This window comes from Azospirillum sp. 11R-A (assembly GCF_049472615.1).
Lineage (GTDB): Bacteria > Pseudomonadota > Alphaproteobacteria > Azospirillales > Azospirillaceae > Azospirillum > Azospirillum palustre.
Window position 1 is genome coordinate 39,498 of the sequence record NZ_JBCEBL010000035.1, and the last position, 12,955, is coordinate 52,452.

Genomic DNA, 12,955 nt, shown 5'->3' on the forward strand with positions numbered 1-12,955 from the left:
CCGGTTACTTCTGCGCCACCATCTTGGGCTGGCCATTGTTCCAGACATACATGACATAGTTCGGCTTGGTGATGTCGCCCTTCTTGTCGAACTCCACCGGGCCGACGACGGTGTCATAGCTGCCGGAATGCAGGGTCTTCGCCAGCTTGCCGCTGTCCGTGCTGCCGGCCTTCTGGAGCCCCTCGGCGATCACCTGGACCGCGGCATAGCTGTAGAAGGCGAAGTTGCCCGGCTCCGGCAGGCCGGCCTTCTTGAAGGAGGCGATCAGTTCCTGCGCCTTCGGATCGCTGGCCGCCGACGCGCTGTCGGTGTACAGCGTGCCCTCGCCGGCCGGGCCGGTGATCGACCAGTATTCCTGGTTGTTCAGGCCGTCGCCGGCGATGAACTGCGGCTTCATCCCCTGTTCCTGCGCCTGGCGGACGATCAGGCCCAGTTCCGGATGGTAGCCGCCATAGTAAACGGCATCGATGCTCTTGTCCTTCAGGCTGGTGATCAAGGCCGAGAAGTCCTTCTCACCCGCCGTGACCGACCCGCGATAGGCGACCTTGCCGCCGGCCTTCTCCAGCGTCTCCACCACGACGTCGGCCAGCCCCTTGCCGTAGGCCTGCTTGTCGTCCAGCACCGCGACGTTCTTGCCCTTGAAGGTCTGGGCCAGATAGGTGCCGGCAACCACGCCCTGCTGGTCGTCACGGCCGCAGACGCGGAAGATGTTCGGATGGCCCTTGGCGGTCAGCAGCGGGTTGGTGGCGGTCGGGGTGACCATCACCACGCCTTCTTCCTGGTAGACGTCGGCCGCCGGGATGCTGGCGCCGGAGCAGAGATGGCCGACCACCGCCGTCACCTTCTCGCGCACGAACTGGTTGGCGACGGCCACCGCCTGACGCGGGTCACAGGCATCGTCGCCCACCTTCAGCACCAGCTTCTGCCCCAGCACGCCGCCTTTGGCGTTGATGTCCGCGACCGCCTGCTTGGCTCCGTACACCGACTGCTCGCCCAGCGCCGCGACCGGGCCGGTCGTCGCCGTGCCCAGGCCTATCACGATGTCGGCCTGCGCCGTGCCGAAGCCGGCCAGCAGCGCCGTCGCGCTGACGAAGGAAAGGACGGTGAGACGCATGATTGGTTCTCCCAGGATGGCCATTTTGTGCCGGACCATATCCGCCGGCCACGGCATGTTTCCTTTTCTGACCGATACGACAGGATTTTAAAAGCGCGATCATGGGTTTCGCAGCGCTCCGACGGAAACCGCGACCGTTCGCCGCCATCGCCGTGTGCGCCACTGTTCGGGACCTGCCCCGGCCCCCACCGTCTTCGACGCCGGCAAGAAAAACCCCCGCCGGATCGCTCCGGCGGGGGTTTCCTTTACCGACCGCTGCTTGCGGCTATCAGGCCGGAACGGCGACCTTGTCCGCGACTTCCTGGAAGGCCGGGATCTGGTCGAAGTTCATGTAGCGGTAGATGTCGGCGGCGGACTTGTTCACCACGCCGACCTGGGCGAGATACTCCTCGGTGGTCGGGATCTTGCCCAGCAGCGCCGCGACGGCGGCCAGTTCGGCCGACGACAGGTAGACGCGGGTGTCGATGCCCAGACGGTTCGGGAAGTTGCGGGTCGAGGTCGAGACGGCGGTCGAGCCCTTGCGGACCTGCGCCTGGTTGCCCATGCAAAGCGAGCAGCCCGGCATCTCCATGCGGGCGCCGGCCTTGCCGAGGGTGGCGTAGTAGCCTTCCTCGGTCAGCATCATCGCGTCCATCTTCGTCGGCGGGGCGATCCACAGGCGGGTCGGGAGGTCCGAATTCCCGTTCAGGATCTTACCGGCGGCGCGGAAGTGGCCGATGTTGGTCATGCAGGAACCGATGAACACCTCGTCGATCTTGTCGCCGGCGACCTCGGACAGCGTCTTCACGTCGTCCGGATCGTTCGGGCAGGCCAGGATCGGCTCCTTGATGTCGGCCAGATCGATCTCGATCACCGCAGCATAATCGGCGTCGGCGTCCGGACGCAGCAGCTGCGGATCGGCAATCCACGCCTCCATCGCCTTGATGCGGCGCTCCAGGGTGCGCGCATCGGCGTACCCGTTGGCGATCATCCACTTCATCAGCGTGATGTTGGAGGTCATGTACTCGATGATCGGCTCCTTGTTCAGGAGCACGGTGCAGCCCGCCGCCGAGCGCTCGGCCGAGGCGTCGGTCAGCTCGAACGCCTGCTCGACCTTCAGGTCGGGCAGACCTTCGATCTCCAGCACGCGGCCGGAGAAGATGTTCTTCTTGCCCTTCTTCTCGACCGTCAGCAGGCCGGCCTTGATCGCGTAGAGCGGGATGGCGTTGACGAGGTCACGCAGGGTGACGCCCGGCTGCATCTCGCCCTTGAAGCGGACCAGGACCGATTCCGGCATGTCCAGCGGCATGACGCCGGTGGCGGCGGCGAAGGCGACCAGACCGGAACCGGCCGGGAAGCTGATGCCGATCGGGAAGCGGGTGTGGCTGTCGCCGCCGGTGCCGACGGTGTCGGGCAGCAGCAGGCGGTTCAGCCAGGAGTGGATGACGCCGTCGCCGGGACGCAGCGCCACGCCGCCACGGGTGGAGATGAAGTCCGGCAGCTCGTGGTGGGTCTTGACGTCCACCAGCTTCGGATAGGCGGCGGTGTGGCAGAAGGACTGCATCACCAGATCGGCCGAGAAGCCCAGGCAGGCCAGGTCCTTCAGCTCGTCGCGGGTCATCGGGCCGGTGGTGTCCTGCGACCCCACCGTCGTCATCTTCGGCTCGCAATAGGTGCCCGGACGGACGCCCTTGCCTTCCGGCAGACCACAGGCGCGGCCGACCATCTTCTGGGCCAGCGTGTAGCCCTTGCCGGTGTCGGCCGGGGAGGCCGGCTGGCGGAACAGCTCCGACGCCGGCAGGCCGAGCGCCTCGCGGGCGCGGGTGGTCAGGCCGCGGCCGATGATCAGCGGAATGCGGCCGCCGGCACGCACCTCGTCGAAGATCACCTCGGAGCGCACGGTGAACTCGGCGATGACCTCGCCGTTCTTCAGCGCCTTGCCCTCATAGGGACGCAGCTCGATGACGTCGCCCATCTCCATCTTGTTGACGTCGAGTTCGATGGGCAGGGCGCCGGCGTCTTCCATGGTGTTGAAGAAGATCGGGGCGATCTTGGTGCCGAGGCAGACGCCGCCGAAGCGCTTGTTCGGGACGAACGGGATGTCCTCGCCGGTGAACCACAACACCGAGTTGGTGGCGGACTTGCGCGAGGAACCGGTGCCGACCACGTCGCCGACATAGGCGATCAGGTTGCCCTTCTGCTTCAGCGCTTCCAACTGCTTCGTCGGACCGCGCTGGCCCGCCTCGTCGGCCTCGATGCCCGGACGCGGGTTCTTCAGCATGGCGAGCGCGTGCAGCGGGATGTCCGGACGGCTCCAGGCGTCGGGGGCCGGCGACAGGTCGTCGGTGTTGGTCTCGCCCGACACCTTGAAGACGGTCAGCGTCATCGACGCCGGGACTTCCGGACGCGAGGTGAACCACTCGGCATCGGCCCAGGACTGCAGCACCGACTTGGCGTTGGCGTTGCCCTTGTCGGCCAGCTCCTTGACGTCGTGGAAGAAGTCGAAGACCAGCAGGGTCTTCTTCAGGCCTTCCGCGGCGGCGGTGCCGCACTCGGCATCCGACAGCAGGTCGATCATCGGCTGGACGTTGAAGCCGCCGAGCATGGTGCCCAGCAGTTCGGTGGCCTTGACCTTCGAGATCAGCGGCGAGCTGTCGGCGCCCTTGGCGACGGCGGCCAGGAAGCCGGCCTTGACGCGGGCGGCATCGTCGACGCCGGCCGGAACACGGTGGGTGATGAGGTCGAGGAGGAAGGCCTCCTCGCCCGCCGGCGGGGCCTTCAGCAGGTCGATCAGTTCCGACGTCTGCTTCGCGGTCAGGGGCAGAGCCGGGATTCCGAGGGCGGCGCGTTCGGCCGCGTGCTGGCGGTAGGCTTCGAGCACGGCAGGGTTCCTCATAAATGAAAGGCCGGCCCTTGGATGGGAACCGTGAGACGGCCCGCTTGAACTCAGGTCGGGTTTATATGCCTGCTAAAGTGAAAGTGCAAGGGGGCGCCCCGCTTACGTGAAGCAGACAGGACGAAGCTGCCATTCTTTTTGCACTGGTATTACCGGCGTTTGGTATGACCACTTCGTCGTCCCCGCTTTACTTCAGCGCGGCCGCCTGCTCCGGCGCCAGCAGCACGATGCCGTCCTCGTCGGCGAACAGGATGTCGCCGGGGCGCACCGCCGCGCCCGGCAGGTCGACGGCCACGTCGACCAGCCCCTGGTCGCGGCGGGTGGAGGCCCGCGGGATCGACGCCAGCGCCTTGATGCCGAGCGGCAGGGCCGCCAGCTCCGTCACGTCGCGGACGCAGCCCCAGATCACCACGCCGGCCCAGCCGTTCTTCACCGCCGACGCGGCGATCATGTCGCCCATCAGGGCGCAGCGCAGGCTGCCGGCGCCGTCCACCACCAGAACGCGGCCGGCGCCGGGGGTTGCCAGCAGTTCCTTGACGCGGGAGTTGTCCTCCAGGCACTTCACGGTGACGACCGGACCGGTGAAGCGGGTGACGGCGCCGAAGTCGCGAAAGCCCGGCAGGACATAGCGGGCGTCGTCCTTGAAGCGGTCGAACAGGTCGCAGGTGGGGGTGAAGGTGGCGGTTTGCTCGGCGGCGGTCTGGTCAATCGTCATGGGGCTTTGAACTCCACAGCGTGAACGGTACGGGGACTTTCTCACCCCCCCTCTTGCGCCAAAGGCGGGCGGCAGGCAAGAGCCGCGCGCCGCGATGGCGGCAGGTCGGCGAACGTGACGCAGGAGACTTGCCGAACGTGCAATCGACGCCAGCGCAACTGCACCCATATTTCCGATAAGACGAAGAAAACGGATGGTGCCTTCCCGATGAAAACGCCGAACTTCGCGGCTTTCGCTGCGGCCGGTGCGCTGACGATGCTGGTCTCCGCCTGCGCCTCCACCCTTTCGCCCCCGCCGGTGGCACAGCCCGATCCGGCGCTGCTTTCCATCATCAACAGCAACGTGACCAACGACTGCAACCCGCAGACCGCCGCGGTGCTGACCGGCGTGGGCCTGCCTGCCAGCAATGTGCGCGGCGTGAATTACGGCATCTATCGCGACGAATACCGCGACAAGATCGTCCGCTGGGACGCCTGGGTGTATCTGAAGGACCAGCCGGGCTCGCTGGTGGTCACGCTCGACGAGGATTGCCGGCCGATCCAGATCTATGCCCGCGAAGGGGCGAAGCTGCCGGGCAGGTAAAGAAACAGCCGTCCGGGGGGCATGGAGATGGAACGGCGTGGAACAGGATCCCGGCGTCCGTTCCACCCCCAGACCGCTGCCCATCCGGGACGGACGCCTGCCGGGACGGTGGAACAGCGTGGAACAGTTCCCCGGCTGTTCAATCCGCTCGGGCGAAACGGCCCGATCGGCGGCAGGCTGACTGTCGAACGGCATGGCGGGCCTCCGTGAACAGGGTCAACCGCCGCAGTTTATAGGACTTTCATCCTTTCTCGGGGTTTTTGTCGAAGGGACCGGAGTGCGGTTCCAGTCCGCAAAAACCTCTGACCTGTCTTAACTATCCCCCTGCCGCCCGGACAACGTTGCCGACGTGCCCTCCGACACATGGGCATCCACCGCACGGTCGTGGCGCTTCAACCGTTCCTGAAGCGTGTCGCCCATGCGCAGGGCCACGGCGATGGACAGGATGTCGCCCAGCACCAGATGGGCGATGCGGACGGTCATCGGCGAGTGGATGTCGAAATCGTCGGCCACATCGGCGACGAGGCTGACCGTCGCCATGTCGGCCAGCGGCGAACCCGAGCGGGTCAGAGCCACCACGTCGGCCCCGGCCTTGCGGGCGTTCTGCACGGCGTCGAGAATGTCGCGGGTGCGGCCGGTGCTGGACACCGCAAGCACGGCATCGCCCTTTGCCAGGGTCAGGGCGGAGGCGAAATAGACGTGGGAGTCGGTGTAGGCAACGGTCGGCATGCCCAGCCGGAAGAACTTGCGCTGGATGTCCTCCGCCACCGTGCCGGAGTTGCCGGAGCCGTAGAACTCGATCCGGCGGGCCGCAGCCAGCACGTCGGCGGCGCGGTCCACCGCGTCGGCCGACAGGTTGTTGCGCACCTGCATCAGCGTGGCGATGGTGCGGTCGAACAGCTTGCCGGCCAGCACCGCCCCCGGCACACCCCCTGGAACATTGCCATCCGCGTCCAGCTCCCCGCCCACCGACAGGTCCTGATGCAGGAACGGCATGCCGCCGGCGATGTCCTGCGCCAGCTTGATCTTGAACTCGCGGAAACCGCGGCAACCCAGCGCCGCGCAGAAGCGCGCCACCGTCGGCTCGCTCACCCCGACCCGGTCGGCCAGTTCGGCCATGGACAGGTTGATCACGTCGCCCGGATGGGCCATCGCATAGTCGGCCAGCTTGCGTTCCGACGGACGGATCTGGTCGCGGACGGCGGCGATTCTCGCCAGCATGTGGGGGCTCTCCCTTCTGATTGTGGGTCAGCCTAGCACATGTAGCAAAGCTACATATACAGCGCTGCGAACGACCGATTCCGTCGCGGGCGCGACCTGCCCTTTCCAAGCGTTTCCAACCGCTCCAGCCCTGCCCTGCGACAAAATGCCGGGCCTGTCCGCCTTGTCCGGAAGCCCGTCCGGGAGTATGTAGTAAAACTACAGAACGGGCGCAACGCACGGCATCGATCAGCGTATCGACCGCCCCGCGCCCGGTCTGAAAATATGACGTGTATCAACGAATCCGGCGCCGATTGCGCCTATGCTTCCAATCGTCCCGCGTGGTTCGCGGGCACCACGAGACCGCCGACACGGCCATTGACCCGCGCCGACGGCTATATCTCTGAGGAGTCATCATGGACACCCTGCTGATGGACGGACTTGCCCAGGCCACGGAGCAGCAGTCCGCCGCCGACCCCTGGCGCGGCTTCGCCCCGGGCGTCTGGCGCCGCTCGGTCGACGTCCGCGATTTCATCCAGCGCAACCTGACCCCCTATGAAGGGGACGCGGGCTTCGTCGCCGGTCCCACCGCCCGCACCACCGCGCTGTTCGCCAAGGTCACCGACCTGCTGAAGCAGGAACGCGCCGCCAAGGGCGGCGTCCTGGACGCCGACACCGAAGTCTTCGCCTCGATCACCTCGCACGCCGCCGGCTATATCGACCGCGAGCTGGAAGTGATCGTCGGCCTGCAGACCGACAAGCCGCTGAAGCGCGCGATCATGCCGTTCGGCGGCTGGCGCATGGTCAAGACCGGCCTGGAGGCCTACGGCTACACCCCGTCGCCGAAGCTGGAGGAGGTGTTCCCGGTCCTGCGCAAGACGCACAATGACGGCGTGTTCGATGTCTACACGCCCGAGATGCTGCGCTGCCGCAAGTCCGGCGTCATCACCGGCCTGCCCGATGCCTATGGCCGCGGCCGTATCATCGGCGACTATCGCCGGCTGGCCCTGTACGGCGCCGATTTCCTGATCAAGGACAAGAAGGCCCAGCTGGCCTCGCTGGAAGTCAGCCGGATCGACGAGGACGTGCTGCGCCTGCGCGAGGAGATCTCCGAGCAGATCCGCGCGCTGAAGGAGCTGGTCGAGATGGCCGCCTCCTACGGCTTCGACGTCAAGCGTCCGGCCGCCACCGCGCGGGAAGCGGTGCAGTGGACCTATCTGGCCTATCTGGCGGCGGTCAAGGAAGCCAACGGTGCGGCGATGTCGCTGGGCCGCGTGTCCAGCTTCCTCGACATCTACATCGAGCGCGACCTCAGCGACGGCGTCATCACCGAGGCGGAAGCCCAGGAGATGATCGACCATTTCGTCATGAAGCTGCGCCTCGTCCGCTTCCTGCGCACGCCGGAATACGACCAGCTGTTCTCGGGCGACCCGACCTGGGTGACGGAATGCCTGGGCGGCATGGGGCTGGACGGCCGGACGCTGGTCAGCAAGACCAACTTCCGCATGTTGCAGACCCTGCACAACCTCGGCCCGGCGCCGGAACCGAACCTGACGGTGCTGTGGTCGGAGAAGCTGCCGGACGGCTTCAAGCGCTTCTGCGCCGACACCTCGATCAAGACCTGCTCGGTCCAGTACGAGAGCGACGACCTGATGCGCGGCTATTGGGGCGACGATTACGGCATCGCCTGCTGCGTCTCGGCCATGCGCATCGGCAAGCAGATGCAGTTCTTCGGCGCCCGCGCCAACCTGGCCAAGACGCTGATGTACGCCATCAACGGCGGCAAGGACGAGGTTTCGGGCGAGCAGATCGCCCCGGCCTACGCGCCCATCACCGGCGACGTGCTGGACTATGACGAGGTCATGGCCCGCTTCGAGCCGATGATGGAGTGGCTGGCCAAGGTCTACATGAACGCGCTGAACGCCATCCACTACATGCACGACAAGTACATGTACGAGCGGATGGAGATGGCGCTCCACGACCGCGACATCCTGCGCACCATGGCCTGCGGCATCGCCGGCCTGAGCGTGGTGGCGGACAGCCTGTCGGCGATCAAGCACGCCAAGGTGAAGGTCATCCGCGACGCCAACGGCCTCGCCACCGATTTCGAGATCGACGGCGACTATCCGGCCTTCGGCAACAACGACGCGCGGGTCGACGACATCGCGGTGTGGGCGGTCGAGCGCTTCATGACGGCGTTGCGCAAGCAGAAGCCCTACCGGAACGCGATGCCGACCCAGTCGGTGCTGACGATCACCTCCAACGTGGTCTACGGCAAGAAGACCGGCAACACGCCGGACGGCCGCAAGGCCGGCCAGCCCTTCGCGCCGGGCGCCAACCCGATGCACGGGCGGGACAAGAAGGGCGCCATCGCGTCGATGGCCAGCGTGGCGAAGCTGCCCTACGCCCATGCGCAGGACGGCATCAGCTACACCTTCACCATCGTCCCCGGCGCGTTGGGCCGGACCGAAGACGAGCGGGTGAGCAATCTGGTCGGCATGCTGGACGGCTATGCCGCGCAGGGCGGTCACCACATCAACGTCAACGTCTTCGACCGCGAGACGCTGCTGCACGCCATGGACCATCCGGAGCTGTATCCGCAGCTGACCATCCGGGTGTCCGGCTATGCCGTGAACTTCATCAAGCTGACGCGCGAGCAGCAGCTCGACGTCATCAGCCGGACGTTCCACGACAAGCATTGAGGGGTGTGCGGGAAGTCGGCAAAGTAACGTCGACAACCTGCCTGAAAGCCCTCTCCCCTCTGGGGAGAGGGTTGGGTGAGGGGGCAGCATGGGCGGTACGCCCGTGCCAGGGGATTGCCAAGGGGCAGTATGCCCCTTGGCGGCGCGCTTTGCGCGCCGGCCCCCTCACCCTCCCCACGCCTTCGGCGCGGGTCCCCTCCCTCTCCCCGGGGGAGAGAGGGCGAGACGGCCCGGCTTTTCAAAAAGAGCAAGTTCCCATGACACAGCCTCCCCCCCTCCCCCAAGCTCGCCCCGGCTCCGTTTCCGGCTGGATCCATTCGGTCGAGACCGGCGGCACGGTGGACGGGCCGGGGATCCGCTATGTGCTGTTCATGTCGGGGTGCCCGCTGCGCTGCCTCTACTGCCACAATCCCGACACCCAGCACATGCATGACGGGACGCGGACGACCTCCGCGGAAGTCCTCGACGACATCGCGCTCTACGCCACCTTCCTGCAACGCGCCCATGGCGGATTGACGCTGAGCGGCGGCGAGCCACTGGTGCAGCCGGAATTCACCGCCGCCATCCTGCGCGGGGCGAAGGCGCTGGGGCTGCACACCGCGCTCGACACCTCCGGCTTCCTCGGCAACCATGCCGACGACCATCTGCTGGAGGACGTCGACCTCGTCCTGCTCGACATCAAGGCCTTTTCCGAGAAGACCTACCGCCATCTGACCGGCGTTCCGCTGCGCCCGACGCTGGAGTTCGCCGAACGGCTGGCCGGACTGAACAAGCGCATCTGGCTGCGCTACGTGCTGGTCCCCAACCTGACCGACGACGCGGCCGAGATCGACGGGCTGGCGGAGTTCGTCGCCGGGCTGGGCGTGGTCGACCGGGTCGACGTGCTGCCCTTCCACAAGATGGGCGAGCACAAGTGGAAGGCGTTGGGGCGTAAATACATGCTGGGCGACACCGAACCGCCGTCGCGCGAACTGGTGGAGCGGGTGCGCAAACAGTTCCAGGCGCAGGGGCTGCGGGCCGACTGAGCCCCCTGCCGAAAACGTCATCGACACGTCACGAAGGCGACACGACGCCGTCACGCGCCCTCGCCTAATACCCCCTTTGGAATTCGCTTGGGTTTCAATTGGGGGGTTCTTTTCAATGCGGACGATACACCGCGCGGGACGGTTGAGGACGGCATTGCTGTCCGCCACCGGCCTCGCCTCTCTCATCCTGTCCACCTGCGGCGTTGCGATGGGGGTCGCCTCCGCTCAGACCGTGGACAGCGTGACCGTCGGCGGCTCCAGCTTCGTCAACCAGGGTCTGGTCGGCGTCGGCCGGATCGGCTCCGCCACCCGCGACAAGTATGGCGAGACCTTCGGCTCGATGTCCGGGCTGACCTTCGACGCCAAGTCCTGGCGGCGCAGCGGCGACAGCTACAGCGGCATCATGTATGCCCTGCCCGACCGCGGCTACAACGTCGTCGGCACCACCGACTACCGGCCGCGCCTCAACACGCTGGCCCTGTCGCTGACGCCCTATTACGGCAGCGCCGCGCTGGCCGCCGGCAGCGGGCAGCAGTCGCAGATCGGGCTGAGCCTGCTCGACACCACCCTGCTGACGGAAGCGAACGGCGCCGTCACCACCGGCCTCGACCCGCAGCCGCGCACCGGCGTGCGCGCCGCCGCCGGGGGGCTGCCGGCCCTGCCGCAGGCCTACAACGGCAAGGTCAGCCTCGACACCGAGGGCATCGCCCGGCTCGCCGACGGCAGCTTCTTCATCAGCGACGAATACGGCCCCTACATCTATCACTTCTCCGCCACCGGCCGGATGATCTCGGCGGTGCAGCCGCCGGCAGCATTGCTGCCGGTGCGCAACGGCGGGCTGGATTTCGCCTCCAACAACCCGGCCACCGGCCAGCCGGCGCCGACCCCGGCCGACCCGACTGCTGGCCGCCAGAACAACCAGGGGCTGGAAGGCCTGTCGCTGACGCCGGACAAGACCAAGCTGGCGACCCTGCTGCAGAGCGCCACCCGCCAGGACGGCGGCACCGGCGGCAACAGCGCCACCCGGCGCAACACCCGCCTGCTGATCTACGACGTGTCGTCCAACCCGGACAGTCCGGCGCTGATCGGCCACTACGTCGTGCCGCTGCCCACCTTCCGGTCCGGCAGCAGCACGCTGGTCGCGGCGCAGAGCGAGATGCTGGCGCTGAACGACAAGCAGTTCCTCGTCCTGTCGCGCGACAGCAACAACGGCCAGGGGCTGAGCGGCACCAACTCGCTCTACCGCAGCATCGACATCGTCGACGTGTCGAACGCCACCAATCTGGTCGGCACCGCCTATGAGGGCACCACCCCGGTCGCCCCCGGCGGCAATCTGGTGGCCTCGGTCACGCCGGTGTCCTACAGCCAGTTCCTGAGCATCAACAACAACGGCCAGCTGGCGAAGTTCGGGCTGCACAATGGCGGCGCGCAGGACGCCAACCTGCTGTCGGAGAAGTGGGAGGCGATGGGGCTGCTGCCGGCGCTCGACGCCGCCAAGCCCGACGACTTCTTCCTGTTCGTCGGCAACGACAACGACTTCCTGACCCGCAACGGCTATCAGGTCGGCGCCGCCTATGACGCCGGGGCCAATGTCGACACGATGCTGCTGGTCTACCGGCTGACCCTGCCGACCTACGTCGATCCGCTCGCCATCGAATCGCTGCGCCAGACCGCCCTGCCGGTGGCACGCGGCCTCGGCAACGCGTCGGTGGCGATGGCCGACGCGGCGTCGCGCTCGGTGCGCAGCCATCTGAACGGCCTGCGCTTCCTCGGCACCTCCGGCGAAGGCGGCGGACAGGCCGCAAGCGGTCCGGCGATCAGCGGCTGGGCCGGCGGACGGCTGGGCTACAACAACGCCGACGACACCGGCATGGCGCTCGGCGGCGACACCGATTCGCGCACCGGGCAGGTCGGTGCCGACATCCGCATCGCCGACAACCTCGTCGCCGGCTTCGCTGTGGGGGGCGCGCGCAACAGCCTGTCCTTCGGCGACACCGGCAGCGCCAAGGTCCGCTCCGCCTCGATCAGCCCCTATGTCGCCGGCCAGTACGGCGGCTTCTTCGGCAGCCTGTCGGGCACCTATTCCTTCGACAACTACGACAAGATCGCCCGCAACACCGGCGCCTACGGCCTGACCGCCCGCGGCGAGACCAAGGGGCGCAGTTGGTCGGTCGGCGTCGACGGCGGCTATGAGCTGGGCGAAGGGGCGTGGTCGTTCGGCCCGGTCGCCGCGGCGCGCTACACCCGCGCCACCATCGACGGCTACACGGAGGCGGAAGCCATCCATCTGAACGGCATCCTGCCGAGCCAGACCCAGCGCGGCTGGAGCTGGGAGTTCGGCGGGCAGGTCGCCCACCGCTTCGAGACGGAGAGCGCGTCGATCATCCCGCAGGCCCGCCTCAGCTACGAGTGGAACCGGGTGCGCGGGGCCGAGACGCTGGCCGCCACGCTCGCCAACCGCACCACGAGCAGCCTGGGCACGGTGACCCGGACCTTCGGCACGCCCGAACGCGACGGGCTGCGCGCCGGGGCCGGCGTCACTCTGCTGAGCGGGGCGGTGGCGTGGCAGGTCGGCTATGACGGCAAGTTCGGCCACGACAACCGCGACCACAGCGTCTTCACCTCGGTCGGCTACCGGTTCTGAGAAACCGGCAAGTCGGACGGGAGACCATCCCGCCCGACTTGCCGCACCGGTCCGGTTAAAGATTAGAGTCCGTCTGGCGCTGATTGAAGCACCAGACG

At 67.2% G+C, this 12,955-nt stretch carries 8 protein-coding genes; 4 read left to right on the top strand and 4 right to left on the bottom strand.

The genetic code is table 11. The features are described 5' to 3' along the window. Positions 1-4: 4 nt before the first annotated feature. The 3 genes from VH569_RS31000 to rraA all read right to left on the bottom strand — a co-directional run bounded on the left by VH569_RS31000 (position 5) and on the right by rraA (position 4,704). On the bottom strand, positions 5-1,114 hold the full coding sequence (locus tag VH569_RS31000; RefSeq protein ID WP_423320636.1) for a branched-chain amino acid ABC transporter substrate-binding protein: 1,110 nt from the start codon (positions 1,112-1,114) through the stop codon (positions 5-7). Positions 1,115-1,382: 268 nt separating this feature from the next. Then, positions 1,383-3,974: a bifunctional aconitate hydratase 2/2-methylisocitrate dehydratase gene (acnB, locus tag VH569_RS31005; RefSeq protein WP_423320637.1), complete on the bottom strand. Its 2,592-nt coding sequence runs from the start codon at positions 3,972-3,974 to the stop codon at positions 1,383-1,385. 202 nt (positions 3,975-4,176) lie between these two features. Further along, positions 4,177-4,704: a ribonuclease E activity regulator RraA gene (gene rraA / locus VH569_RS31010; protein ID WP_423320639.1), complete on the bottom strand. Its 528-nt coding sequence runs from the start codon at positions 4,702-4,704 to the stop codon at positions 4,177-4,179. A 207-nt stretch (positions 4,705-4,911) separates the two neighbouring features. On the opposite strand from rraA, the gene VH569_RS31015 reads away from it, so the two are divergent. After that, positions 4,912-5,286, top strand: a complete 375-nt coding sequence (locus VH569_RS31015) for a hypothetical protein (RefSeq protein ID WP_109050636.1) — start codon at positions 4,912-4,914, stop codon at positions 5,284-5,286. Positions 5,287-5,598: 312 nt separating this feature from the next. Here the strand turns inward: VH569_RS31015 and VH569_RS31020 are convergent, their stop codons facing one another. Continuing rightward, positions 5,599-6,507 (bottom strand): MurR/RpiR family transcriptional regulator, encoded by a 909-nt coding sequence (locus tag VH569_RS31020; protein ID WP_423320641.1) that lies wholly within the window; start codon positions 6,505-6,507, stop codon positions 5,599-5,601. Between the two features lie 410 nt (positions 6,508-6,917). Between VH569_RS31020 and pflB the strand changes: the two genes are divergently transcribed. From pflB to VH569_RS31035, 3 genes are all read left to right on the top strand, one after another. Then, a complete protein-coding gene (pflB, locus tag VH569_RS31025) occupies positions 6,918-9,188 on the top strand; it encodes a formate C-acetyltransferase (protein ID WP_395453303.1) in 2,271 nt (756 codons plus the stop codon). Positions 9,189-9,445: 257 nt separating this feature from the next. Then, positions 9,446-10,213, top strand: a complete 768-nt coding sequence (gene pflA, locus VH569_RS31030; protein WP_423320643.1) for a pyruvate formate-lyase-activating protein — start codon at positions 9,446-9,448, stop codon at positions 10,211-10,213. A gap of 115 nt (positions 10,214-10,328) precedes the next feature. Next, a complete protein-coding gene (locus VH569_RS31035; RefSeq protein WP_423320644.1) occupies positions 10,329-12,857 on the top strand; it encodes an esterase-like activity of phytase family protein in 2,529 nt (842 codons plus the stop codon). Positions 12,858-12,955 lie beyond the last annotated feature (98 nt).